Source organism: Ensifer sp. PDNC004, from assembly GCF_016919405.1.
Classification (GTDB): Bacteria; Pseudomonadota; Alphaproteobacteria; order Rhizobiales; family Rhizobiaceae; genus Ensifer.
The window spans coordinates 349626-375000 of sequence record NZ_CP070354.1; the positions used below are offsets into that span (position 1 = coordinate 349626).

General features: G+C 62.5%; 26 protein-coding genes (1 of these 26 running past the window's edge). 17 read left to right on the forward strand and 9 right to left on the reverse strand.

Annotated elements, in window-relative coordinates:
- Positions 1-14 precede the first annotated feature (14 nt).
- Complete coding sequence (locus JVX98_RS29975; RefSeq protein WP_043623945.1) at positions 15-419, reverse strand: VOC family protein; 405 nt, start codon at positions 417-419, stop codon at positions 15-17.
- Positions 420-611: 192 nt separating this feature from the next.
- On the opposite strand from JVX98_RS29975, the gene JVX98_RS29980 reads away from it, so the two are divergent.
- From JVX98_RS29980 to JVX98_RS29990, 3 genes are read left to right on the forward strand one after another with little or no spacing between them, the layout of a single operon-like run.
- On the forward strand, positions 612-1568 hold the full coding sequence (locus tag JVX98_RS29980; protein ID WP_205240022.1) for an alpha/beta hydrolase: 957 nt from the start codon (positions 612-614) through the stop codon (positions 1566-1568).
- A 5-nt stretch (positions 1569-1573) separates the two neighbouring features.
- The gene (locus tag JVX98_RS29985) at positions 1574-2494 is read left to right on the forward strand and encodes a dihydrodipicolinate synthase family protein (RefSeq protein WP_205240023.1); all 921 of its coding nucleotides are present in this window, start codon (positions 1574-1576) and stop codon (positions 2492-2494) included.
- Positions 2491-2898 (forward strand): RidA family protein, encoded by a 408-nt coding sequence (locus JVX98_RS29990; RefSeq protein ID WP_205240024.1) that lies wholly within the window; start codon positions 2491-2493, stop codon positions 2896-2898. Before JVX98_RS29985 ends, JVX98_RS29990 begins: the two co-directional genes overlap by 4 nt.
- A 54-nt stretch (positions 2899-2952) precedes the next feature.
- Here the strand turns inward: JVX98_RS29990 and JVX98_RS29995 are convergent, their stop codons facing one another.
- Together JVX98_RS29995 and JVX98_RS30000 are read right to left on the reverse strand one after the other, a co-directional pair.
- On the reverse strand, positions 2953-3561 hold the full coding sequence (locus JVX98_RS29995; RefSeq protein WP_371826594.1) for a malonic semialdehyde reductase: 609 nt from the start codon (positions 3559-3561) through the stop codon (positions 2953-2955).
- A gap of 16 nt (positions 3562-3577) precedes the next feature.
- The gene (locus JVX98_RS30000; protein WP_205240025.1) at positions 3578-4381 is read right to left on the reverse strand and encodes a glutathione S-transferase family protein; all 804 of its coding nucleotides are present in this window, start codon (positions 4379-4381) and stop codon (positions 3578-3580) included.
- Between the two features lie 98 nt (positions 4382-4479).
- On the opposite strand from JVX98_RS30000, the gene JVX98_RS30005 reads away from it, so the two are divergent.
- The 9 genes from JVX98_RS30005 (at position 4480) to JVX98_RS30045 (ending at position 12281) form a co-directional block, all read left to right on the forward strand.
- Positions 4480-5418 carry a fumarylacetoacetate hydrolase family protein gene (locus tag JVX98_RS30005; RefSeq protein ID WP_197067205.1) on the forward strand — a complete coding sequence of 313 codons (939 nt, stop codon included), beginning with the start codon at positions 4480-4482 and terminating at the stop codon, positions 5416-5418.
- A 95-nt stretch (positions 5419-5513) separates the two neighbouring features.
- A complete protein-coding gene (locus JVX98_RS30010; RefSeq protein WP_197067204.1) occupies positions 5514-6452 on the forward strand; it encodes an ABC transporter substrate-binding protein in 939 nt (312 codons plus the stop codon).
- A 132-nt stretch (positions 6453-6584) separates the two neighbouring features.
- The gene (locus JVX98_RS30015) at positions 6585-7127 is read left to right on the forward strand and encodes a VOC family protein (protein WP_205240026.1); all 543 of its coding nucleotides are present in this window, start codon (positions 6585-6587) and stop codon (positions 7125-7127) included.
- 69 nt (positions 7128-7196) lie between these two features.
- On the forward strand, positions 7197-7961 hold the full coding sequence (locus JVX98_RS30020) for an ABC transporter permease (protein ID WP_043623930.1): 765 nt from the start codon (positions 7197-7199) through the stop codon (positions 7959-7961).
- Positions 7962-7984: 23 nt separating this feature from the next.
- On the forward strand, positions 7985-8803 hold the full coding sequence (locus JVX98_RS30025) for an ABC transporter ATP-binding protein (protein WP_192449209.1): 819 nt from the start codon (positions 7985-7987) through the stop codon (positions 8801-8803).
- A gap of 233 nt (positions 8804-9036) precedes the next feature.
- Entirely contained in the window at positions 9037-9399 is a 363-nt protein-coding gene (locus JVX98_RS30030; protein ID WP_246765129.1) for a VOC family protein, read from the forward strand.
- A gap of 118 nt (positions 9400-9517) precedes the next feature.
- Positions 9518-10129: a TetR/AcrR family transcriptional regulator gene (locus tag JVX98_RS30035; RefSeq protein ID WP_205240027.1), complete on the forward strand. Its 612-nt coding sequence runs from the start codon at positions 9518-9520 to the stop codon at positions 10127-10129.
- Entirely contained in the window at positions 10129-11001 is an 873-nt protein-coding gene (locus JVX98_RS30040) for a pyridoxamine 5'-phosphate oxidase family protein (protein ID WP_205240028.1), read from the forward strand. Before JVX98_RS30035 ends, JVX98_RS30040 begins: the two co-directional genes overlap by 1 nt.
- A 74-nt stretch (positions 11002-11075) precedes the next feature.
- The gene (locus JVX98_RS30045) at positions 11076-12281 is read left to right on the forward strand and encodes an MFS transporter (protein ID WP_205240029.1); all 1206 of its coding nucleotides are present in this window, start codon (positions 11076-11078) and stop codon (positions 12279-12281) included.
- 59 nt (positions 12282-12340) lie between these two features.
- Here JVX98_RS30045 and JVX98_RS30050 read toward each other — a convergent pair whose 3' ends face one another.
- Positions 12341-12691: a hypothetical protein gene (locus tag JVX98_RS30050; protein WP_205240030.1), complete on the reverse strand. Its 351-nt coding sequence runs from the start codon at positions 12689-12691 to the stop codon at positions 12341-12343.
- Between the two features lie 318 nt (positions 12692-13009).
- Positions 13010-13816 (reverse strand): helix-turn-helix transcriptional regulator, encoded by an 807-nt coding sequence (locus tag JVX98_RS30055; RefSeq protein ID WP_205240031.1) that lies wholly within the window; start codon positions 13814-13816, stop codon positions 13010-13012.
- Positions 13817-13913: 97 nt separating this feature from the next.
- On the opposite strand from JVX98_RS30055, the gene JVX98_RS30060 reads away from it, so the two are divergent.
- Positions 13914-15374 carry an MFS transporter gene (locus tag JVX98_RS30060; protein ID WP_205240032.1) on the forward strand — a complete coding sequence of 487 codons (1461 nt, stop codon included), beginning with the start codon at positions 13914-13916 and terminating at the stop codon, positions 15372-15374.
- Positions 15375-15450: 76 nt separating this feature from the next.
- Here JVX98_RS30060 and gcvA read toward each other — a convergent pair whose 3' ends face one another.
- A complete protein-coding gene (gcvA, locus tag JVX98_RS30065; protein WP_205240033.1) occupies positions 15451-16383 on the reverse strand; it encodes a transcriptional regulator GcvA in 933 nt (310 codons plus the stop codon).
- Positions 16384-16555: 172 nt separating this feature from the next.
- Between gcvA and JVX98_RS30070 the strand changes: the two genes are divergently transcribed.
- The 4 genes from JVX98_RS30070 (at position 16556) to JVX98_RS30085 (ending at position 21636) form a co-directional block, all read left to right on the forward strand.
- Entirely contained in the window at positions 16556-17965 is a 1410-nt protein-coding gene (locus tag JVX98_RS30070) for an amidase (RefSeq protein WP_205240034.1), read from the forward strand.
- A 14-nt stretch (positions 17966-17979) separates the two neighbouring features.
- Positions 17980-19227 (forward strand): MFS transporter, encoded by a 1248-nt coding sequence (locus tag JVX98_RS30075; RefSeq protein ID WP_205240035.1) that lies wholly within the window; start codon positions 17980-17982, stop codon positions 19225-19227.
- 693 nt (positions 19228-19920) lie between these two features.
- Entirely contained in the window at positions 19921-20826 is a 906-nt protein-coding gene (locus tag JVX98_RS30080; protein WP_205240036.1) for a phosphotransferase family protein, read from the forward strand.
- A 390-nt stretch (positions 20827-21216) separates the two neighbouring features.
- Complete coding sequence (locus tag JVX98_RS30085; protein WP_205240037.1) at positions 21217-21636, forward strand: SRPBCC domain-containing protein; 420 nt, start codon at positions 21217-21219, stop codon at positions 21634-21636.
- A gap of 26 nt (positions 21637-21662) precedes the next feature.
- Here JVX98_RS30085 and JVX98_RS30090 read toward each other — a convergent pair whose 3' ends face one another.
- The 3 genes from JVX98_RS30090 to JVX98_RS30100 all read right to left on the reverse strand — a co-directional run.
- On the reverse strand, positions 21663-22223 hold the full coding sequence (locus JVX98_RS30090) for a GNAT family N-acetyltransferase (protein ID WP_192449219.1): 561 nt from the start codon (positions 22221-22223) through the stop codon (positions 21663-21665).
- A gap of 24 nt (positions 22224-22247) precedes the next feature.
- Positions 22248-24605 (reverse strand): Orn/Lys/Arg decarboxylase N-terminal domain-containing protein, encoded by a 2358-nt coding sequence (locus JVX98_RS30095; protein WP_205240038.1) that lies wholly within the window; start codon positions 24603-24605, stop codon positions 22248-22250.
- Positions 24606-24837: 232 nt separating this feature from the next.
- Positions 24838-25375, reverse strand: the 3' portion of a protein-coding gene (locus tag JVX98_RS30100) for a DUF1349 domain-containing protein (RefSeq protein WP_371826595.1). It continues 35 nt past the right edge of the window; only the last 538 of its 573 coding nucleotides appear in the window; its start codon lies beyond the right edge, outside the window; it ends in the stop codon at positions 24838-24840.

The window sequence follows — 25375 nt, forward strand, 5'->3', positions numbered from 1 at the left end:
GTCACTCAAGTCTTTCAGGCGGCGTTGACGTTCTTGACGGCACCCTTCCAGCCATTTTCCGTGACGTCGAAGACGATGCCTTCGGGCGTCTTGTACTTGACCTCGTAAAAGACGTTCGGGCTCGATTCCTTGCGGCCGGCCATGTAGGAGCCGCCGGCGGCGCGAACGAGCTCGTCGGTTTCCTCGACGGAATCGACCCACATGCCGAAGTGGATGAGGCCGTTGTAGTCCTTCTCCGTTTCAAAGCCCGGAACCGGCTCTTCGCCGAAGTTCAGGAGGGCGACGTTCATGATGCCGTCGGTCATGTAGACGCCGCGCATCGCCTGGCCCGCGCGGGTCATGCCGAATGCCTTTTCGAAGAACTGCGCAGCCGCTTCCGGGTCGGAGACGGCGATGGCGAGATGGCGCAACTTTGCCATGTGAACTTTCCTTTCTCTGCAGATGAGCGCGGCGCGACATGCGCCGGGCGACACGGCTGAAATCGATCCGTGTATGCAATTAGTAATCTGTGTATGCAAAATGGTTGTCAAGTGTGATTTTGGGTGTTATCGAAATGCACGCTGATGACGACGCGCGGATGCCGCGCCGTCAGCGAGGCTTGGAGGAAGTCGATGCGATTTGAAGGGTTGTCACCGGCGGAGAAGGACCGGTTGCGGCAGGTTGGGACGGTTTGGAACGACGACCTGGCGGCGAGCCGTAAGGTCGTTCTCGAGGTTTACCGGCCGCATGCCGAAGCGAGCGTCGCGCGCCAGCCGCTGGTGGAGCATCGCGACATTGCCTATGGGCAAGACAGCGCCCATCGGCTCGACGTCTTCGAAAGCGCCCATGTCTGCGCCGGTAGCCGTGCGCGCCCTGTCATCGCCTTCGTCCATGGCGGCGCTTTCACGCGCGGCTCTAAAAGTGGCGACGGGCTGATCTACGACAATGTCCTGCGCTGGTTTGCCCGCCAGGGGTTCGTCGGCGTCAACATCGAATATCGGCTCGCACCCGGTGCGCAGTATCCAGAGGGCGCGCGCGATGTCGCCGCAGCGATGGATTGGATCGTCGGCTCGATCGGCGCCTATGGCGGCGACCCGCAATCCATTCTTCTCATCGGCCACTCTGCCGGCGGCTCTCATGTCGCAAGCTATCTGCTGGATCCGGCCGTCGGACGGCTGCCGCATCCGGCGATCAAGGGGGCGGTACTGATCAGCGCTCGGCTGAGGGCCGATTGCCTGGCGGACAATCCGAACGCCGCCAATGTGCGTCAGTACTTCGGCGAGGATGCCGGCACCTACGACGAGAGGTCGCCGGTGGCCTTTGCCGGGTCACGCGATCTGCCCGTGTTCATTGCCGTTGCCGAACATGAGAACCGTTACATCGATGCCTATGGCGCGGAATACGCCCAGCGTCACGCGATGCGCCGGGGCAAGGCGCCGCGCTTCGTACAGCTTAGCCAGCACAACCACACCTCCATCGTCGCCCATTTCGATACCGGCGAGGACGAGCTTGGACGCGAGATCATCCATTTCGCCCGGGAAGAGTGCGGCTTCTTCCCCTGCGGATTGTCCTGTCAAAAGGGAAAGTGAACATCATGAAGCCAGAACTGCCTTCCGTCTATGCGCCGGTGCTGACACCGTTCAAGCCGGATCTGAGCTGCAACACACTGCGGTTCATCGAACACTGCCGCTGGATCGTCGACCAGGGTGCGGGCCTTGCCATCTTCGGCACCAACAGCGAGGCAGCGTCGCTGTCGCTGCGCAAGAAGCGGCAGTTGCTCGACGATGTCTTGCAGGCGGGGATCCCGGCGCGAACCCTGATGCCGGGTGTGGGCGCCTGCAGTCTGGAGGAAACGGTCGAGTTGGCGCGCGCAGCCGTCGACGCCGGCGCACCGTCGGTGCTCGTGCTGCCGCCGTTCTTCTACAAGCCGGTTTCGACCGAGGGGCTTGCCCGCCACTACGGGCATCTGATCGAGGCCATCGGCTCGGATCGCCTGTCCATCGTGCTCTATCATATTCCGCAGTTCACCGGCGTGCCGATCACCATCGAGCTGATCGAGGCGCTGCGCCGGCGCTATCCCGCCAATATCTCGGGCGTGAAGGACAGTTCGGGCGATCGCGACACCCTCAACCGTTATCTCGAGGTCGGCAACGGCTTCAAGGTTTTCCCCGCTTCCGAAATCCTGCTTGGGGAAACCATCGAACGGGGCGCGGCCGGCTGCATTTCCGCCACCGCGAACGTCAATGCCAAGGCGATGGTCGATGCGGCTGCGGCCAGCGGGAAACATGGCGCGACCGTCGCCTTTGCCCCTGTCGGGCCGGTGCGCGCGCTGTTCCAGCAGTTTCCGATGATCCAGGCGATGAAGATCATGATGGCGCGCCACACGGGCGACGCCAGCTGGCGCACGGTGCGGCCGCCCTTGATGGAACTCGACCAGCAGACCGAGCAGAAGTTCATCGCCGCCTGTACGGAGATCGGCTTTAGGCCCTGGACCGTCGTCAGGGAAGACGCGTGAGCGTGCCGGGTACGGCTGCGGTTAAGCCGCTTGCCAACTATGCCGAATTGCGGCGGGCAGGCGGTCTTCTTTTCCTGTCGGGGATCAGCGCCCGGCAGGCGGATGGCACGATTTCCGGCACGCGGGTGGCCGCCGACGGCAAGCGCGTCCATGATGTCGCGGTGCAGTTGCGGACCATCCTACAGAAGGCCTCGGACACGCTGGAACGAAACGGCGCTCGCCTCGATCACCTGGTGGACGTCACGATATTCCTGACCGATATGGCCGACTACGGCGCCATGAACGAAGAGTATAACCGGTGGTTTGCCGCCGGCGGTCCGGCGCGAACGACCGTTGGCGTCCGCGCGCTTCCGCATCCCGACATGGTGGTGGAGTTGAAGGTCGTCGCGTCCGCGGCCGGGTAAACGAAAACAGTTGAAATCCTGACCCCCGGCGCGGCGGCGCCGGGGGTTTTCCGTTTAAAGGACCGTGCAGACCTCGTCGAAGGCGAAGCGGGGATGCCGGGGAAAGAGCTTTGACGGATCGCCATGCCCGATGCCGCAGATGAAGTTTGACTTCGTCTGCGTCCCAGCAAAGAAGATGCCATCGACCGCGGCGGCGTTGAAGCCCGATATCGGGCCGCAGTCGAGCCCGACGGCACGGGCCGCCAGCATGTAGTAGGCGGCCTGAAGCGTGGCGTTGCGAAAGGCCGTGTCGGCGACGAGATGCGTGTTGCGCTCGAAGAAGCCCTTGCCGTCCGTGTGCGGGAACAGGAAGGGCAGGTGCTCGGCGAATTCGAAGTCGGTCGCAAAGATCGCAACGACCGGGCAGGTCATCATCTTGTCGACATTGCCGGCGGCAAGCGCCGGCCGCAGCCGCTCCTTTGCCTCCTGGCTGGTGAGATAGAGGATCCGCAATGGCGAGCAATTCATGCTGGTCGGGCCCATGCGGGCAAGCTCGTGAACGTGCTGCAGCAGTTCGGGTGGTACCGGCTGATCGAGCCAGCCGTTCTGGCTGCGCGCTTCGGTGAACAGTCTTGCGAGCAAGGTTGCGTCAGTCTGGGCGTGCTGCATGCTTTGGTGGTCCATGGGATCTCCTTGAAGGTCAGGGGTGGTTTTGTGGATGGGCGTCGGCGGCGGCCATGAGGCTGTCGACGAGATCGCGGTTGACGAGCGGGTCTGGGCGTTCGGCCTGTGGACCCTTGGCTGCGGTGAAACTCGGCCGCTGCCGAACCCTGTCCGCCCAGTCGGCAACGCGCGGAAACGGAGCGATGAGCGCCTCCATGGCGAGCCGGTCGAGCCTGTCGATAAAGGCGGCCATCGCCACATCGGCAAGTGTGAAGTGATCGCCGGCAAGCCAAGGCGCGTGCGACAGATGATTTTCCATGCGCGCGAGCACGGACCGGAAGACGGCGATTGAAGCGACGACGGCTGCGCCATCGATCGGTGCCTCGACGGCCAGCCGGTAGGCCTCGGCGCGGGCAGCAACCGGGTGCCTGTCCATCGCCGCCGCGACCTCGCCTGGTGAAAACTGTCGAAGCCGTGGCTTCAGGATGAGATTGAATGTCGGCGGCCTCACCGCCGGGTGAACGACAGTGTCCTCGAATTTTGTCCAGTCGCGCACGCGCCGGCGGACCGCGGCATCGTCCGGCAGCAGTGCGTTTGCGGCGAACGCATCGAGGCGTTCATTGATCTGCGACGACTCGGTGACGATTTCGCCGTCGATCCGCAGCGCCGGTACGAGGCCTTGCGGATGGATCGCGAGATAGCCGGTATCAAGATTCTCGAAACGCGAGAGGTCGATCCGTCGCGAGACCCAGCAAAGGTCGAGTTCCGCGAGGCATACGCGCACTTTGAAAGACTGGATCGATCCCCATTCGTGAAACAGTTCGAGCTGTCGCTTCCGCATTTCGCCCTCATTTCGTGTGCACTTGTTGCTTGACAAGAATACATAAACACGAAATTGTATGCAACATGGATACCGACAACGAGGGAAGGAGATGTCTGGTGGTTTGGCATGCGCTGGGGCAAAGGCTCATCAGGGAGGAAGTTCGGCCGGTCATCGTGACCGAGCAGGGCGTCTATGATCTCGATCTGGTTTCTCGGGTTTTGCAGCAGCCGGGCGAAGCCTGGAGCAAGTGGCTCGCAGGTGGGATCGAAGGCATGCTCAGCGCCTGGACCGACGTCGAGCCGGCGCTGGCCGGTCTGGCCGAACGTCTTGTCGACAGTGGCCGCAAATTCGAACCGCTGGGCACGGGCACAAAGCTCTGCGCGCCCTATCGTCCGGTCAGGATCTTTGCTACCGCTTCGAACTATGTCGAGCATGCGCAGGAGATGGGTACGGTGCTGGCCGCCAAGTCCGAGAGTCAGCCCTTCGTCTTCATGAAAGCGGATTCAAGCGTCATTGGCCCGGACGAAGCGATCATCCTGCCGGCGCGCGCCGAAAAGGTCGACTGGGAGGTCGAACTTGCTGCCGTGATCGGCATCGGCGGCCGTGACATTCCGGTCGAGCGCGCTCTCGACCACGTTGCCGCTTACACGGTCATCAACGACATCACCTCGCGCGACCTGACCCGGCGCACCGACTTCCCGTTCAAGCACGACTGGTTTCGCGGCAAGAGCTTCGACACGTTCGCGCCGCTCGGGCCCTGGCTGGTGCCGTCCGATTGCGTCGGCGACCCGCAGGATCTTCGCCTGACGCTCGACGTCAACGGCACGCGCAAGCAGGACGACAGCACCGGATCGATGATTTTCTCCGTCGCGGAGCAGATCTCCTACCTGTCGTCTATTCTGACGCTTCGGCCGGGCGATCTGGTCGCGACAGGAACGCCCGACGGGGTAGGCATGGGGACCGGGGAGTTCCTGAATGCGGGCGATATCGTGACGGCCGCCGTGGAGAAGGTCGGCACGATCACCAATCCGATCAGAGGAGCTCGGATCGAATAACCAAGGCCAACAATGGCTGAACTGAGGAGGACAGTATGGCTCGTAAGTTTGGGAATTCACTGCGTCTGGCTGCTTTGGCTGGAGCATTCGCATCAATGGTGACGGCCGCTTCGGCAGCCGACAAAATCTCGTTCAACATGTCGTGGCTGCCGCAGGGCAGCGTCGGCGGCGTGCTGGTGGCCAAGGCCAAGGGCTTCTACGACGAGGCCGGGCTCGATGTTTCGGTCTATCAGGGATATGGCGGTCAGCGCACCGTCAACGAAATCGACCAGGGCCTGTTCGACATCGGCTACGGTGATCCGGTCAGCGTCATCCTGAACCGCGTCAACGGCGGCAAGGCCGTATTCGTCGGCTCGATCAACACGGTTTGGCCGGGCGCTCTCTGCTATCTGCAAAAGGATGGCGGCAAGGAAATGACGCTTGCCGACTTCAGCGGCAAGTCGGTCGGCGGCGGTGCGACGTCTCCGGTGCAAAACATCGTTCCGGCCTGGCTGGAGCAGAACGGCCTGCCGAAGGACCATCTGAAGCTCTTGCGCATGAACCCGGCCGTCATCACCTCGTCCTTCCTTGAAGGCCAAGTCGATCTCGCCGAGTGCTGGGAAGGCGCGAGCCTTGCCATCCTCAATGAGAATGCGGGCGAGACCGGCAAGAAGATCGGCATGATCAAGTACCGCGATTTCGGCCTCGACATGTATGGCAGCGGCTTCGTCACGACCGAGGCGCTGCTTTCGGAAAAGCCCGAGGTGGTCGACAAGTTTCTCGACGCTTCCTATCGCGGTTACGACTACATGGCCGCGCATCCGGAAGAGGCTGCCGACCTGATCGTCAAGCAGTATCCGACCTTGAAGAAGAGCGTGGTGCTGGAGCAGATCCGCCAGATCAATGCGCTCGTTCGCGATCCGCAGGCGGAAAACAAGGACCTCGGCTTCGTGCGGGCCGACCGTATGGAAAAGACGATGAACTTCGTGCGTGAAGCGTTCGTCGTCGACGACAGCATCAAGACGACCGACCTTTATCGCAACATCAGTCGCTAGAGCATTCTGCCCGCAAGTGACGTGGCTTGCGGGCGGAAAGATGCTCTAGAATCAGAGTGCTAGAGCGTCCTTGGTGCGTTCCTATGAACGTGTGGCGCTCCAGAAAGTCCGTTCGGTTCAGGGAAGAGGAACATGAAGAAGAAGATAAATGTGAGGAAGCTGGGCCATATGGTCCTGATGGTCCGCGACATCCACAAGTCCGTCGAGTTCTATACCAATATCGTGGGCCTCGAAGTGTCCGACTGGATCGAGGACAAGATGGTCTTCCTGCGCGCGGGCGCCGACCACCACGATCTTGCCCTGTCGCAGATCCCGGCGGACTCACCCGATTTCAACGACCTGCCACGCTACACGCGGCCCGGCCTGGAGCATTTTTCCTACCTGGTCGATAGCCTGGAGGACATGGAGGCCGCGGCCGAAATGCTCCAGGAGCGGGGCGTCGAAATCGTCCGCGGCATCGGTAAGCACGGTCCGGGCGCCAACTGCTTCCTCGTGTTCAAGGACCCCGACGGCAACAACTGCGAAATCTACTGCGACATGATCCAGGTCACGGAAGACAGCCCGCACACCGCAAGGGTGTGGGAGCGCAACATCGAAGCTTTCGACCAGTGGCGTTTCAAGCGCTTCGTCGTGCCGCCGCCGCATCAGGTGGTCAAGGACAAGCAAGGACAGTGACCTCCAAGGCGCCGGGTCAGCCCGGCGCCTCTCACCAAATGCCTGCCAATTCTGTCGTCGGAGGCCTCCATGCCAGGCTCTAATTCGCGGCTTGTCGCCTATAGCCAAGTCGTTCTCTTTTTCGGTGCGTTCCTGCTTTTCTGGGAGTACGGCGTCCGATATTTCGAAGTCAAAAGCTACATCCTGCCGCCTTTGTCCTCGATCGTCGTTGCCGTGTGGGAAGCACGCGGCGAAGTGTTCGAGCACTCGATGTATACGCTTGCCGAGGTCTTGATTGGTTTCGGAGCGGCGGTCGTCATTGGCGTCATGCTCGGCATGGCCGTCTATGTCTCGCCCTTTGCCCAGCGCACCATCTACCCGCTCGTCACGGCGCTGCAGACCACGCCGAAAAGCGCGCTCGCGCCGCTGATGATCGTCTGGTTCGGCTACGGCTTCATCTCCAAGGTCGCAATGGCGTTCCTGTTCGCCTTCTTTCCGATCGTCGTTGCGACGCTCGGCGGTTTTGCCGGGACGGCCAAGAACCTCGAGGAACATTTCCGCGCGCTCAACGCCGGCCCCTGGCGCACTTTCACCACGCTCCGCCTGCCGAGCGCCTTGCCGAGCTTCATCGACGGCTGCCGCGTTGCCATGCCGCTCGCCATGATCGGCGCGATCATCGGCGAACTCGTCGGCTCCGAGCGCGGTCTCGGCAATCTCATCATGATGGCGACCGCATCGTCGCGGACCGATCTCGTCTTCGGCTGCATCATCGTCATCACCCTGATTTCGCTCGCCCTTTACGCCCTGATCGAATTCGCGGCCAAGGCGGTCTGGTGGCGGGGTATCCAGGTATGAATATTTCAGTTCGGGAGGAAAAAATGGCGTCGGTAGCCACCGCCGGGGTGCCCCAAAAGCAAGAGGGCACCGGCCCTGCGGCGGATACGGCCGCCAACCACATCGAGGCGCATGGGCTGAACAAGACCTTCGGCCAGTTCAAGGCGCTCGAAGACATCAACTTCGGCATCAGGCCTCAGGAGTTCGTTTCGGTTCTCGGCCCAAGCGGCTGCGGCAAGAGCACGCTGTTGCGCATCGTCGCCGGCCTCATTCCCTATGAAACCGGCACGGCGACGATCAAGGGCGAGAAGGTCCGCTCGCCACGACCGGATATCGGCGTGGTGTTCCAGACCAACAACATGCTGCCCTGGCTGACCGTGCGCGGCAATGTCGAGCTCGGCGCGCGCATCCGCAATATGCCGGCAGACGCACGCAATGCGGCGGTCGACAAGATCCTCGACGTGCTGTCGCTGACAAAATTTGCCGATGCGCACCCGCACCAGTTGTCGGGCGGCATGCGCCAGCGCGCCTCGATAGGCCAGGCCCTGGTGCTCGATCCGCCGATCCTGCTGATGGACGAACCTTTCGGCGCGCTCGACGCGCTGACGCGCGACAAGCTCAACGTCGAGCTCTTGAGGATCTGGCAGGAGCACCGCAAGACGGTCATGCTGATCACCCACAGCATCGCCGAGGCCGTCTTCCTGTCGGACCGCGTTCTCGTCATGGCGGACCGCCCCGGCAAGATCGTCGAAGAAGTGACGATCGACCTGCCGCGCCCGCGCGACGCGGCCGCGACCCGCGCCCTGCCGAAGTTCGGCGAGTATGTCGCCTATCTCGGCAAGGTCATGGGCGTCACCAACTGAGGCAAGACGGCCCGCGCTTTGGACTTACGGTTCAACGCGCGGGCTCAAGCGTCTCCTGCACGGTCGGATCGGCGCTTTTTGAGGTCCGGCCGGCCAGTGCCCATGGTGTTGGAGATTGGGCCTGTTGCGAAACCCTGGTAAGAGCAGCGCGGTGAAGGCTCCACCAGGAAAGGCAGTGCGTGAATATACAAACCGTTCGCATCGCAAGGCCAAGCGACGATCTGGATGCGCTCTTGCGGTTCTATCGCGACGGGCTCGGATTGGAGCTTCTGTCGCACTTCAAGGATCACGACGGATTTGACGGCATCATGCTCGGTCGTCACGGAGACCCGTATCATTTCGAGTTTACGAAGAAACACGGGCATGCGGTCGGTCGGGCTCCAAGCCAGGACAACCTGACCATCTTCTACATCCCCGACACCGGTGAATGGATGGCTGCCGTCGAGCGAATGCGCGAAGCAGGCTTTTTGCCCGTCCCGTCGTTCAATCCCTTTTGGGACCGCAGTGGCAAAACCTTTGAGGACCCTGACGGCTACCGAACGGTTTTGCAGAACGCGGCGTGGCGACCGGCATCTGGCGCCGCAAGGACTGGGTGACCGCGTCGTTGCCGCCGTTTCGCGCCGGGTTGTTCTCTTCCCGCGACTTCGATTGACAATATACATACGTATGTATATTTGTTTCCGGGCTAGCGGATGAGCGACCAGGAGGCCCAGCATGAAGGCGAACGACAAGCGGAAGGAGCGCGGCGATCGCGCCCGCGCGAACATTCTTCATCACGCGACGCAGATCGCGTCGGTGGAGGGGCTGGAGGGGCTGACGTTCGGGCGGGTCGCGGCCGACGCCGGCGTGGCGCGAGGCAACGTTCAGGTCCTGTTTGGCGACCGGGAAGCCCTGCAACTGGCGACGATCGAAAACGGCGTGGCGCTTTATGCCGAAACGGTGGTTGGCCCCGCGATGGCGCTGCCGACAGCGGCCGAACGCCTGATCGCTCTGATCGAAGGGTGGTTCACATTCGTTGAGCATAGAACGCTGCCTGGCGGTTGCCTGGTGCATGCGCTCAGCAGCGAATATCGCACCCGGCCGGGCGAAATCCGCGACCGTGTCGAACATCATCGGGCCGAGGCGAGGCAGCGTATCGTCGATCTCGCAAACGAGGCGGTCACCGCAGGCGAGCTTCAAGGCGGCATTGATGTCGGCCTGCTGGCCTTTGAACTGACGTCCTACCAGGCATCGGCCAATGTGGCAGCGCTGATGGGGGAACCTGACCAGTTCGAACTCGCGCGCCGTGCGTCCCGGGAGCGGCTTGCCGCGGCGCGGGGCTTGTGATGGACGGCGATCCCTTTCATTCCGGAGAGCAGCATCTCCAGCGCCTCTTTGCCGTCCGCGAGCAACTGGCCGGATCGCGCGCGATACAAACGAGCCTGCCACCTGGCTTTGCAGGCTTCCTTGCGGAACTGCACTACGTCGTCCTGGCCGTGCCTGACCAGGAGGGGCGCATCTGGGCCACCATGGTCTTCGGTCGCCCCGGCTTTCTGAGTGCGCCAGACGCCATGCATGTGCGTGTCGCAGCGCGCCCTGACGCCGGAGATCCGGTGGCGCGCGGCATTGTCGAGGGAGCTCCGATCGCTCTCCTTGCGATCGATCTGTTGACCCGGCGGCGCATCCGCGTCAATGGCCGCATAGGGCGGGTGGGGCAAAGCGATTTTGCCGTCGATGTGCGGCAGGCCTTTGGAAACTGTCCGCAATACATTCGCCCGAGGGACGTCGAAGAGGCGGCCGGCGCGAGCGGAGAGCCGGTTCTGATCTCGGCCGATACGAGCTTGGCTCGCCGTGTCGTCGCTGGTGCCGATACGTTTTTCGTTGCGACCCGCGCCGCCTCCGATGCCGGCGGCGATATGGATGTTTCCCATCGCGGCGGTCCGGCCGGTTTCGTGCAGTGGGACGGCGACAGTCTGGTCTGGCCGGAGTATCGCGGAAACTACTACTTCAACACCCTCGGCAACCTGCTCGTCGATCCTGCCTGTTGTCTGCTGTTTCCGGATTTTGGCACGGGCGAGATGCTGGTCATGACCGGACAGGCCGTGCTCGAAGGCTTCGACGGCCGCCTGAGGCGCTCGCACGAGGGCCTGCCGATGAACGGGCTGGTTCGCTTCAAGCCCGATCTCCTGATGAGCCGGTCCGCACTGTTGCGCCCGTAGTTCGATCCGATCCCAGTTTTGTCACCCACATCTTGGCATCGGCCGTTCCATGGCCGTGCCGGAAAGGTTTTGTCATGGTCAATGCCCCGCTCGAAACCCCGCATGAGGCCGATCGGCCGCAGGCGATCAATCCATGGCTTTCGGTGTCGATGCTCGCCTTCGGCGTCTTCGTCGTCGGGACGGGTGAGTTCGTGCTGGCCGGCCTGTTGCCCCTTCTCAGCGGTTCGCTCGACATCGCGCCATCCGTTGCAGGGCAGGTCATCACGATCTTCGCTTTGACGTGCGCGATCGCGGGCCCTGTTCTCGTGGCCGCGACTGGCGGCTGGGAACGCCGAACCGTCCTCCTCGTCGCAGCCCTTGTTTATCTCCTCGGTAGTGTCTGGACCGCGCTTGCGCCGAGCTATGCGCAGGTTCTGACCGGTCAGGTCGTGGCGGCGCTTGGCGTCGGGCTGTTTGTGCCGACCGCGACTGTCACCGCCGCCGCCATGGTCCTGCCGGCGCAACGGGGCAGGGCGATCGCCCTGGTCGTCAGCGGCTTTACGGCGGCCACGGCGCTTGGCGCGCCGCTCGGCACGGCTTTCGGCGGCGTGTTCGGCTGGCGATTCACCATGTGGCTTGCAACCGGGCTGGCAGCCCTCGGCGTCGCCGGTATCGCCGTCTTCATTCCGAAGTCAATCAGGATCGCGGCGACGACGGGCTTGCTGCAGCAGTTGCGGCTGCTACGTAACCTGCAAATTCTGGCGGTGCTCGGCGTAACGCTTCTCGCCTTCACCGCCGTCTATCTACCCTACACCTATATGGGCATCATCTTTGCGGCCGCCACGCAAGGAAACAGCGTCTATCTGGCCGGCCTGATGACGACGCTTGGCGTGATCGGCACGATCGGCAACCTGGGTGCAGGTATGCTCGCCGACAGGGTTGGCGGCCAGAAGGTTGTGGCAATCGCCCTGCTTTGGCTCATCATCAGCATGCTGATCCTGCCGCTGACCACCGACGCGCTGGCATCGGCTTTCGCAATCATCGCATTCTACGGGATCGCCGCCTTTGCGATCACGACGCCGCAGCAACACCGGCTGATCTCGCTGAAACCGGAGGCTGCCGGCGTCCTGGTATCGCTCAATCAGGCCATTCTCTACCTTGCCATTGCGCTGTCCGGCTCGATCGGAGGCCTTGGACTAGAGTGGGCAGGGGCCGGCAATCTCGGCTTCATTGCGGCGGCGCTTGCAGCAGCGGCATTGCTGTTATCGGTGTCGATGAAATCGAACCCTGATAACAGCTGATAGACAGGCAGCCCGCCGGGTGCGTTCGGCCACCGCGCGCTCGGCTTGCGCTCCCCAATCTATCCGCCGTGCCGCAAGGCAGGATAGAGCGAGCCAATCAACAGCACCGCCATGGCGATGTTGAATAGACAAAGCCTCCGTCCGGCCATCAGCCAATGCTGCAGGACGGTTCCCATCCAGGCCCAAACGATGTTGGCGGCAAACCCGATAATCGCGAAGGCTGACGCCACGACAAAGACGGAAACCAGGACCCGTTCCGGTGCGAACAGGCTGGTCGCAGACAGGCCTGTTGCCCATACTTTCGGATTGACCCATTGAAACGCTGCGGCCTGGAAAAACGAAAGTGGCTTGCCGACGGTGTCGCCGACGCCGGGTGGTGACGCGTTTGCGATCTTCCAGGAAAGCCACAAAAGGTAGGCCGTTTACCTTCGGAACGCTGCCCCACCAAAGCGGCGTTCGCGCGCGAGGGTGCTGAGCCGCAACAGATCAGCGCTACGGAATTCCGCGCCTACATCAACGACGGACTGATCCGCTGGGCGAAGATCGACTGAACCTTTGCACGTTCGATGCGGACTCTCTCGCCGGGTTGGCCCGGTGGGAGAGTCCTTGCTGGATCGCGCTGGCAGTTGGCGGTGAGGCGACGTCGGATCGAACGTGAAGACGAGGAGCGTTTTCCGTAGGAAGGCGCCGCGAGATGGCCGCCTTGAGCGCGCACCCCGAAGCCTTCCTCAGGCCTGCGCAGCGCCCGGCGTCTGCTTGCGCGCATAAACGACAAGCCGCAGATGCTGCCCGCCGTCGATTGTGAGCGAGGTGTGCTCGAACTCGACGGCTGTTTCGTCCACCATGATCGTCCGGGTGCCGGTGCAGGGGGCGTGCACGTCCTGGCGCCGCCACCAGTCCTTGAATTCGGGAGAGACCCGTTCCAGTTCTTCGACCAGAGTGCGGGCATCTGCGTCGTCTCGCGCGCCGGCAAAGTCGCGGCGGAAACTGGCCAGCATGGCCGGCGCCTGTTCCTCCCACTTCACGAAGGCCTTCCGCAACGCGCCATCGGTAAACAACGCCCAAAGCAGGTTTCGGCGGTGAGGCTCGTGGCTTTCAAACCCAAACAGGCGGTCGGCCGGCGCGTTGAAGGCCAGCACGTCCCAGCGCAGGTTGATGATGTAGGCGGCGTGGGGCGCGAGGTCTTCCACCAGCCGTGTGACCAGCGACGGCGCGATGCAGAACGTCTTGCCGGGCTCCGCCGGCGGGCGCTCGTGGGCAAGAACGAATAGATGCCGGCGTTCGGCGGCATCCAGCTTGAGCACGCGGGCGAGATTGTCGAGGAAGCCGGCGGACACCCCGATCTCCCGGCCCTGTTCGAGCCATGTGTACCAGGTCAACCCGACGCCTGCGAGAGTCGCGACCTCTTCCCGCCGCAACCCCGGCGTGCGCCGGCGCTTCGCGCTCGGCAGGCCGACATCTTCCGGCAAGAGGCGCTCGCGACGGCTACGGAGGAATTCGGCAAGCTCGGGACGGGTTCGTTCAAGGGCGCGCATCGTTCAGCCAATTGCAAAAAGTAACAGCATAACTGGTTAAATTGTAAAAGGATAATGGCTGTGAAATCGCTGGTGCGTCAACGAGAAGAGGACGCCCATGAGCTCGCACACCTGCACAACCGACAGACTTTCCCCGGCATCCGCCGGAACGACCCACAGTCCGCCCTGGCTTGGCCTCTGCATCCTGTTGCTGGCCGGGTTCGTAACGATCTTCGACCTCTTCGTTGTCAATGTCGCGATCCCCTCGATGCAGGCGGAACTGGGCGCCAGCCTCTCGCAGATCGGCTTCATCGTTGCGGGTTACGAGCTTGCCTTTGGTGTCCTGCTTGTCACCGGCGGGCGGCTCGGCGACCTCTACGGGAGACGCCGGCTGTTTGTCCTCGGCATGGCCGGTTTTACGGCGGCCTCGCTTCTTTGCGGCATGGCTCCGTCAATTGAAATCCTGATCGGCGCGCGGGTGTTGCAGGGGCTGGCGGCTGCTCTGCTGTTCCCGCAGGTCTATGCCTCGATCCGTCTGAACTTCTGGGGCGACGACGGTCGCCGTGCCTTCGGTCTGCTCGGCATGACACTCGGTCTTGCCGCCATCGCCGGCCAGATCCTCGGGGGCTTTCTGGTCGAAGCCGATCTCTACGATCTCGGCTGGCGCACGATCTTCCTGATCAACGTACCCATCGGCCTTTTTGCAATCGTAATGGCCCGCTTCATTCCCGACACACGGGCACCCGAACGCTCTGCACTGGACTGGCTCGGCGTGGCACTGGTCAGTCTCGGGCTGACGCTCCTGCTGGTGCCGCTCGTCGAGGCGCCGACCCGCGGCTGGCAGGCCTGGAGCTTCCTGTCGCTTGTCGTCGCCGCCTTTCTGCTTGCCGCCTTTTATCGCCAGCAGGAACATCGCCGCAAAGCTGGACGCCAACCCCTCGTCGACATGAAACTGCTGCAGCAGCCGCGGTTTGCGCAGGGTGGATTGCTGGTCCTCCTGATTTATTCGACTGCCTCCTCCTTCTTCCTCTGCTTTGCGCTCCTGGTGCAGATGGGTTTCGGCCTCAGCCCGTTTCAGGCCGGTCGTGTCTTCGTCCCATGTTCCATCGCTTTTGTGATCGTTTCCCTATGCGCTCCGCGCCTCGTCGCCCGTTTCGGAACGCCTGCCATCGCCATGGGGGCACTGATCTACACAGTCTCGTTCGGGGTGCTGATCGGGCAGGTGTGGATTGCCGGGGCGGGTCTCGTGGTTGCTCACCTCGTTCCCGTGCTGGTCGTCATCGGTGGGGCGCAGGCGATGATCATGACGCCGCTGCTCAACCTCGTGCTTGGCTTCGTGGACGAGCGGCAGGCGGGTATCGCCTCCGGGATCATTTCGACACTTCAGCAGGTCGGTGCAGCGCTCGGCGTGGCCTCGGTCGGCATCCTCTTCGGTGCGGCGCTTGGGACGGGTTCGGAGGAGCAGGCTGCGCGCTACGCCTTGGCCTTCGTCTCCGGCATGGGCTACAACGTCGCGGCGGCTGTAATCGTTGCGATCCTGCTGGCGCGGCTGGCGGTCCACGGACGCCCCGCGAACTGAACCTCTGCCCTAAGGACGCGGGCGGTGACGCCATCGATCGGGATGCTGACCCGCCGCGGTCGGCATCCGCAGGGTGTCAGCCAAGGCGCCGCGCGTTCCGAACTTCGCCGGAGGCATCGGTCAGCTGTGTCTTCTCCACGTTGAGTATCCAATCCCGGAAGATCGCGATCTTTGGATTGTCCTGGGCTTGCTCGGGACACACCAGGTAATAGGCAAACTCGTCGATCAAAGTTGCGTCCAGGAGCTGCACCAGCTCGCCGCTGGCGAGTTCCGCTGCAATCATTGCAGCGGGCAGCAGGCCTGCGCCATGGCCCGAGAGGATCGCCTTCAGAATAAGGCTGCTATCGTCAAAGGACGCGCCGCGGGGAGAGCGGAACTCTTCCACGCCATTTGCCTGGAACCAAAGGCTCCATCCCCTTCGGTCGGCATCATGGATATGCGGCCAGCGGATGAGATCGGCCGCACATCGGGGAGCGCCGAGGCGATCGACGAGATCAGGGGCTGCCACGGCGACCATCTCGACGGCTAAGACGTGGTCGCTGCGCAGGCCGGGATAGCGGCCGGCACCATGGCGCACCGCGACATCGATGCTGCCGCGGGAGAAGTCGGCAAGAGCGCTGCTTGCGACGATCTGGAGATCGATTTCGGGGTTGCTTTCCTGAAAGGATCGCATGCGCGGCACGAGCCAGGACGATGCGAAAAACGGCGTGACGCTGACCGTCAGCATGCCGTTGTCGTTGGAGGCCATGACGCGTCGCGAGGCTTCGGCAATCTGGCGAAAGGCGTTGCGGACCGCCGGCAGATAGTCCCGGCCCGCATCGGTCAAATAAATGCCGCGTGTCACCCGTTCGAACAGCTTCACCCCAAGATGTGCCTCCAGCGACTTCAGCATCTGGCTGACGGCACCCGGCGTGACGCAAAGCTCGTCGGCCGCCATCTTGACCGAGAGATGGCGGGCGGCAGCCTCGAAAGCCTTCAGGGCGTTGAGCGGAGGAAGGTGGCGGCTCATGATTTAGTTTTTCTAAGTTATAGGGCTGATTAAATCTGGTTTGTCGGCCGAGTACGACGTGCATTATCACATTATACACCGCTTGTCTCACGGTTCACGAGGAGCAGGAGGTGCGATTGAGAAAGACAGATTTTCTAATGTATATGGGCTCGCCGCAGTCGGGAAAAATTGCATGACGATAGTTTCGGACGAATTCAGTTTGCTGACCCTCACGGAGATCGCAGACAAAATCAAAAATGGGAGCGTTTCCTCGCTTGCGGTAACCGAGGCCCAACTTCGGCGCATCGCGCGACTGGAACCGGATCTCCACGCCTATGCGCAGGTGATGGAAACAAGCGCGCTGGAACAGGCGAAGGCGGCGGATAAGGAAATTGCCGCCGGAGGCCATCGCGGCCCGCTGCACGGCGTTCCCATCGCCGTCAAAGACCTGTGCTGGATCGAAGGCGTGCCAACCAGGGCCGGGACGCTCGTCCATGGCAATTTTGTTCCGGGCGAAGACGCCACTGTCGTCAGACGCCTGAGGCAAGCAGGTGCCATCATTGTCGGCAAGACGCAGATGACCGAGGGCGCCTATTCGGACTACCATCCGGCAATCGCCCCGTCTGTCAATCCGTGGCACGCGGACTATTGGGCCGGGATTTCCTCGAGTGGTTCAGCTGTCGCCACGGCAGCGGGTCTTTGTTTCGGTGCGATCGCGTCGGACACGGGCGGCTCGATCCGCTGGCCGGCGGCCGCAAATGGTGTCACGGGCCTCAAACCGACATGGGGGCGGGTCAGCCGGCACGGCGTCTTCGATCTCGCTCCCTCCCTCGACCACATCGGCACGATTGCGCGAAGCGCCATGGATGCGGGCATCCTTCTTGCGGCCATAGCGGGAAGTGATCCGAAGGACCCGACGGCGGCCGCGCAAGCGGTGCCGGATTTCGCTTCGGCGTCGCCAAGCTCGATCGGCGGTCTGCGGATAGGCTTTGATCCGCGGTGGAACAGTGAGGATGTGGAACCCCAGACACAGGCCGCTCTCGCCGCTGCCTCGGACGTTTTTACTGCTCTTGGCGCGCACATGGTCGAGATCAGGTTCCCGGATGTGAGCCAGGCCGTTGCCGACTGGGTGCCGAACTGCGCCGTGGAGGCGGCAGCCGTTCACGAGCGAGACTTCGCCGCGAACAGGGACTTGTACGGGCCCATCCTTGCCGGCGTCATCGAAATGGGCAAGGCCGTTTCGGAGGCTGTGTATCAGCAGATCCTTTTGCGACGGACGATTTTCCGTCGCGACGTCGAAGCCCGGTTTGCGTCCGTCGACATGATCCTGACCCCCGTTCAGCCGTTCGCTCCCCTGACGCTCGCTACCATCGCGACACTTGGTGAGCAGCCGGATCTGATCGCCAGGCTGCAACGCTACACCTGCCCTCTCGATATGAGCGGCCATCCGGCACTGACGTTCCCTGCAGGCATCGCAAAGGATGGCATGCCGATCGGCCTTCAACTCTTGGCCGGTCAGTTCCAGGAATTGACCCTTGTGCGCGCCGGAGCGGCATTCCAGGGGCACACGGCTTGGCACAAGCGGCACCCAGGAAAAGGCTGAGGGGGAGAACGATGATGAACGCTCACCACCATCGCCAAGGCATCTTCTACGGATGGGTCGTCGTCGCCGCGACGTTTACGCTGACATTCGTAGGCTTTGGTAGCGCCTATACTTTCAGCGCCTTCATCGCGGTGTTGCAGCAGGATCTCGGGGCATCGCGTGGCTCCGTTTCGCTCGTTTTTTCTTTGGCAGGCTTTTTGTACTTCTGCCTGGGCGTGGTTTCCGGCCCGCTTGCGGACCGGTTCGGGGCCAGATCGCTCTGCGTTGTCGGCATGGCGCTTGTCGGTCTCGGCCTTGTCTTGGCGGGTCAGGCGCGCACCATTGCCGAGGTTTATGCAGCCTACGGGCTCGGCATCGGCCTGGGCGTCGGATGTGCCTATGTGCCTGCCCTTGGGGCCGTGCAGCGCTGGTTCGTCGCGCGACGTGGCCTGGCCTCGGGGCTTGCGGTCAGCGGTATCGGGCTCGGCACGCTTGTCCTGCCGCCGCTGGCGACATGGTTGATCGCGACGCTAGGCTGGAGAGAGGCCTATCTGGTGCTCGGTGGCGCGGCCGCCGCCGTCGGCATCGGCGCGTCGCTGCTGCTCGAAAGCGATCCGGGGCGACGGGGGCTGCGTCCGGACGGAGCCTTGGCTGAGCCCGGCGTCGCGAAGTCGGTGGCAACGGAGGGCGTTTCGGTCAAGGATGCAATCCGGACGCCGCAATTTGTCGGCCTGTATGTGGCATGCCTGTTGAGTGCAATCGGCGTGTTCGTTCCCTTCGTCCATCTCGTCCCGTTTGCAGTCGATCACCAGATCGCCCCAACCGTCGCCGTCCTCCTCCTGAGTGCGATCGGCGTCGGCAGCACAGCGGGGCGCTTCTGCCTTGGGGGGCTTGCGGACCGCTTGGGTCGGGACACCTTCCTGGCGGTCATGTACGCAGGCATCGCCGTGTCGCTTGCGGTATGGGCCTTTGCGACCGGGCTTTTGGCCCTCGCTGCCTTCGCCCTGCTGTTCGGATTGTTCTATGGCGGCTGGGTCGCCGTGCTTCCGGCCGTGGTTGCCGATCATTTCGGCCGTCGCAATGTCGGCGGTATCATCGGCCTTCTTTACACGAGCGTTGCAATCGGCACGCTGATCGGCCCGAGCCTTGCCGGCTTTATCTACGACGCCAGCAACAGCTACTTCCCGGCCATTGCAATCAGTGGAGGCGCCAACGCCGTGGCCGCGCTTGTCGCGATCGTGACGATCAGCTTCAAGTCAAGGACGGTTGCCGAAGGGCCTTGAACCAGCGCCGCAGCTTTTTCGTTCCCGCTTTTTGTATTGGATATCGCCGCCATGCGCCCGCAAGATTGCTTGCATTGGTTGTGGTGAATTGCTAACTATGCAACCAATTGTATATGGTTGGAGGCGAGAGGACGAACGGCGTCTCATCCGTTGCGCGTTTCGCCTGTGGTCGCGCATGGCGCCAATCGAAGCGGGCCGGAGCAGTGGCCGTCTTCACGGTTGAGCAGTGCGACCATCGACTTTCCGATCGAATGGTTCAAAGGTTGGCTGGATGAGCGGGGAGCAATTTGACGACTATTATCAGACGCTGTCGACGCTGCTTCGTTCCTCGCTAGATGAGGTCAAGGAGAGCCTTTCACCGCGTAAGGGACCACCTCGATCACGGTGCATACGGTGTCGCGTGGGAGCTCCTTTGGGGCCTGCTTCATGCACATCCTTTGCCGATACCGGCCGATCTCGTCGAATGCGGGCGAAGAATGGGTATCGATGCTTTGTAAGCTGAGATAGCTGAGGTGCCAGAGCAAGGGCGCAAACATCTGCTCTGGGGGGGCGCTGTGTTTCGGCCAGACCCGTCCGCCATGGACGTCGTTGCGGGGTGTCGGTCTGATCCGGGCCGTCACCGCGAAGGAGCGCGGCTATAGACTTCAGACGCGCGGACAAGGGCTGACGGTTGAACTGCAAAGGACGAACACGGTGAAGCATCAATCCGAAACGCCAATCGCGCCCGGCTTCATTCAGGGGGAAGTCGACGCCACTCATGGCGATGCCGATGCGATGTTCCTGGCAAGGATAGTTGCCGAACTTGGCATGCCGTCAGAGCCTCCGGCCGTCCTGATCGGCTCGGGACAGAACTCCGTCGCCTATCAGCTTGGCGATCGGATCCTTCGATTGCCGCGCCATGCCGGCGCCGAACGCGACCTCGTGCGAGAAGCCTCAACGCTTCGTGCGGTTCGGCCTCTGCTTCCCGTGCCGGTGCCTGATCTTGAGGTGCGCCGCATCGGCGGCCAACTCATCTCGCTGCACGCCAAGATCCCGGGCGAACCGCTTTCGGACCTGGCCGGCCTGACAATCGGCGCACGGAAGACTTTGGCTGCGGACCTTGCCGCCTTTCTACAGGCCCTGCATTCGGTCCCCATCGACTGCCTGGAGGCCGGGCCCGCCGAGGCGCCTTCGTCCGAATGGCATCGGCTTCTGGCGCAATGCGAAGATGTGGCCTTTCCGCTGCTTTCGCCTGATGTCGTCACCGGTCTGCGGGAGCGTTTTTCCGATTTTCTGGCGACCTGCGACGCGCTTCCGCAGTGCCTGATCCACGGGGACTTTGGGACTGGAAACATCATCGTCGATCGCGACCGCCTCTCCGGCATTATCGATTTTTCCGGCTGCGGCCCCGGTGACCCAGCCTATGATTTTGCCAGTCTCGCGGCAGGACTGGGTGACGGCTTCGTCGATCTGGTGCTTGAGTACCTTCCGGCCGACACGGCGGCGAGGGAGCGTATGAGCTTCTATCGAATGACGTTTCCGCTTCTCGACATCCTGTATGGCGTCGAAAACCGCGACCCGGAGACAATCCACGCGGGCGTGCGCGCCTTTGCGGCGTAGTCTCCGTTCGGCTTCAAACCGCTCCCGCAGTGCACAAGCAAGCAGGGGCGCGGGCTCGCGAAGGGTCTCTTTCGGTTCGTTGCCGACAGGAACCCGACCTTGGAGCAGCTCTGCGAAGACCTGAAGCTCCAGCGGCGCAGCGCCCAGATTCTGGTCAGCGCCGCGACCTCGCTCAATTTCCTGGAGTTCGCCGAGGATCTGGCAGGAAGCAGATAGGTCACTGCTAAATTGCCGATCTGATTGCGAAACACAATCGGTCCTGATAGATACCGATTGTGTATTGCAAGCAGTATGCGCGCGAGAAACTCTGGGTGACGGGCGGTGGAGCGAATTAGGGACTATGAAATCGGGCATAAGACATTCGTGTTCGAACGGCGTTGTGAAGCGCCGGTGACGTCGGTTTTCAAGGCATTTGCCGATCCGGTCATCCGCGCCGGCTGGAGTGCGCCGTCTGACGACGCGGCGTTCGTCTATACTGCGGCCGACTTTCGCGTGGGCGGCGAAGACCATTTCCGCTGCGGTTCACTGGAGAACCCGCAATACACCGGGCGCACGACCTACATCTCGATTGTCCCGGACGAACTCGTGGTCAGCGCCGAGATCGTTGAAGCCGGCGGGAGAAAACTGATGTCGAGCCTGATTACAACGGAACTGGCGGCCGACGGCGATGCAACGACGGTCAAGATGACCGTCCAGGTGACGTCCCTCCTCGGTGGCCGAATGATCTCAGGCACGGAGATCGGGACCAATGCGGCCCTCGACAATTTGGTGGAGTATTGCTCGCTCGGTCGCTTCCTTGAACGGCGGTGAAGGGACGGTCCGCCGGTCTTCAATCCTCAACGGGTGGAGAGGGGTGGGGGAGGTGGCGGGGTCGTGGAGCCGGTGCCGAGTGAGCGTTGGACCATGACGCTATCGGCCCAGCGTCCGTAGCGGTAGGCGACACCTGGCAGCAGGCCGACGCGAACGAAGTTGAAGCGTTCGTGCAAAGTGAGCGAGGCGACATTGTCGGCGTCGATATAGCCGATCATCTGGCGAAAGCCGGCTGCGGCGCAGGCGTCGATCAGGCCCCGCATGAGCAGGCGCCCGACGCCTTGGCCGAGATGTTCGTGTTGAACATAGATCGAGTGCTTGACGGTATAGCGGTAGGCAGGGCGCTTGCGAAACAGAACGACATAGGCATAGCCGACAACGGCGCCCTCCTTGATCGCGACGAGATGGGGCAAGCGGCGACTTTTCAGGTTCTTCCGCCGCTCGCGCAGGTCGTCGGGCTGCGGCGTATCCCCCTCGTCCACGCCTTCTTCTATGCCGCGGTGGATATGCCGGCGATAGATGGCCAGCATGGCGTCGACGTCGCTCTCCCGGGACGGGCGAATAATGATCGTTTCATCCTGCGGCATGAGGGGTCTCGATACTCCTAAGTTTTATTCCGCGACGACGTAGGTATGAAGTCGAATGCGGCCGGACGCGTCGGTTTGGCGATAAAGGCCCTGGATCTCCACGTCGAAGCCGGGGAACGTGTTGAAGCAGGTTTCGAACATCTTGAGATAGTCGATCATCGGCTGCGCGCGCGCGGTTAGCCTTTCGCCCGGCACGATGGTAGCGATCCCGGGCGGATAGACGACGAAAGGCGTCGTCGCGATCCGCCCGGCAATGGCGTCGATCGGCAGGAAGTCCACGTCGTTGCGCACGAGGCAGCGCGCCGCGTCGTGGGGCGAAAGGGCGATGTCAGGCAGGTGCTCTTCGGAAAACTGCCTGGCCTGCAGGGCGCTGACATTGGCGTCGCGGAAGAAGCGGTGCATGTCGCCGCAAAGGTCGCGCAACCGCACGCCGGCGTAGCGGCCGGGGCGGCGTCGATAGAACTCCGGGATGACCTCTTCGAGCGGCGCGTTGTCGTCGTGAAGCCGCTTGAATGCGACGAGGCCGCTGATCAGCGTGCCCGCCTTGCTTGCCTCGACGCCGGGCGTGAGCAGAAACAGCAGGGAGTTGAGGTCGTTCTTCTCAGCGACGATCCGGTTCTCGCGCAGGTATTGCGCAACGATCGGTGCCGGAATGCCGTGCTCGGCATAGGCACCGGTTGCCCTGTCGAAACCCGGCGTGAGCAGCGTCAGTTTGTTGGGATCGGTCATCGCGAAGCCCGGCGCCATATCGGAAAAGCCGTGCCATGCGGCCCCCGGGGTGAGGTGCCAGAAGGCCGGATTGGTGGCGAGCTGATCGGTGGCGACACTCTCCCATGGCACGTCGTGGACCGCTCCGGGGCTTGCCACATCCGGCATGGCCACGCGGTCCGGCACAAAGGGCTCGAAGAACCAGCGGCGCTCGGGCCGGCGTTCCTTTTCCTCGAACTCCCGCCGCACCGCCCGGATCTTCTTGCGAAGCTCGATGCCGAGCCGGATCGTATCATCCCACAGCACTTCGCCGGAACGGCCCTTCATCATCTGCGCGCCGACATCAAGGGACGCGAAGAGCGGATAGAAGGGCGACGTCGACGCGTGCTGCATGAAGCTTTCATTGAAGCGTCGATGTTCGACCCGGCGTTTCTGGCCGGTGATGTGCCGGTCCTTCATGTGGATCTGCGAGGCCTGGGAAAAGCTCGCAAGCTGCTTGTGCGTTGATTGCGTGGCGATGATGCCCGGGGCCTCGGGGCCGAGTTCGGCAAGGCCCATGGCAAATCGACCGGCATAGAGCGGATGAAATTTCATGAAGCCCGCCCAGGCCTCGTCAAACAGGATATAGTCGCACAGATGCCCGATGGCTTTCAGGATCATCTCGGCATTGTGGATCGTGCCGTCATAGGTGCACTGTTCCACCACCGCCACTCGAAACGGGCGCGGCTTCCGCCAGGCATCCGGGTCCTTGACCAGCGGATGGGTGCGAATGCGCTCGCGAAGCGTCTCTTCGTTCAAGCTGCCGAAATCCATCGGACCGATCAGGCCATGGGCGTTTCTGGCGGTCGGCACGTAGACCGGGATGCCGCCGGAGATCATCAAGGCACCGTGATGGGCGGCCTTGTGATTGTTGCGGTCGAACAGAACCAGATCGCCATCGGTGACCAGGGCGGAGAGAGCGACCTTGTTCGAGGTCGATGTGCCGTTGAGGACGAAGTAGGTCTTTTCGGCGCCGAAGATCTTGGCGGCTTCCTTCTGGGCGGCAAGTGCGGGGCCCTCATGGGTCAGCAGATCGCCGAGATCGAGCACGGAATTGTCGAGATCGTCGCGAAAAACCGCTTCCCCCAGATGCTCCATGAACACGCGGCCGACCGGGCTGCGGCTATAGAACACGCCGCCATTATGCCCGGGGCAGGTCCAGAGCTGGTTGCCTTCCTCGGCGTAATCCACCAGCGCGCCAAAGAAAGGCGTCTTCATCGTCTCGGCATATTGCTTGAGGCGGCTGATCAGGTTTTTCGCGATGAAGGCAGGGGTCTCCTCGGACAAAAAGACATAGCCGTCGATGAAGTCGAGCACTTCGACCGGCACGTCTTCGAAGCGCTTGCGCCTGATCAGCAGGATGATCGGAAATTCGAGGCCGCGCCGGCGCATCAGGTTGATGAGGGAGGCGGTCTTGCCTTCCATGCCCTTCTTGCCCCAGTCGACCATCATGCAGCCGATGGCTGCATCCGTCTGGACGGCGATTTCCGCGTCCTCAAGACTGCGCGCGCGGACCACCTCGAAACCGGACCGCTCGATCTCCTCGACGATCTGCTTATACCGGGCCCCTTCGAGATCCTCGTTGTCGAAGGCAGGTGTCGCGAACAAAAAGGTGAAGCGTCTGAAGTAATCCATCGGTGCCTCCGCCATTTACACGAACCGAGTTGTTCGTGCGTTTCGTGACGATGTTGTGACGGCGGCCGTGGTTAGACGCGCTCGTCGAGCCGCAGGAGGTTGCGGAACGCCCGATGCGCTCTTGAAGTTCCACTGCGGCGAGGCGCGTGCGAAGGAATACGGATGACGAGTCCAGCGGACCTCGAATGCCTGGTCCAGGCGAGCGGATCGCTGCTGTTAACAGCGAGTGTTCCTATGAGGCGTGCAAGTCACGCGATATCGGAGCGCCCAAGCAAAATCCTTCGAACTGCGCGGTAAAGCCTTCGCGCTCGGGAGAGCAGGCCATGACACCTATCCGTGCGTCATCAGCGGAGAATGGACATAATCTCGCCATCTGCCATAGACCATCGCCAAGATGAAACTGGACCCTGAGCGCAGCATCGTGCCGCGTCAGCCGGATATGCACTTCTGCGTTCGGCTGCGCTTGCGCAAGCGGGATTACCGACCAGTCCGACGTTCCGTTCGTGACGACAACCGAGAAATGCATCAAGCCGTCGGTGAACTCTATGCCGGTCTTCAGCCAGTGAGTTTCGTCGATAATGAGCATCAGTCCGGCTTGATCGTAGAGTTCGCGATAGTCGCCGCGCACAACCACCGATGCGGTAAAGTCTCCGCTCACCGGCTGCAGCCTCGCATGTCCGGAATGGCGCCTGAAGCCATAGAAGGTCTTCTGCCAAAAGTCGGTATTCGCCGCCGTTTCGAGCGTGAGCACGCCATTTTCGATGGTCCAG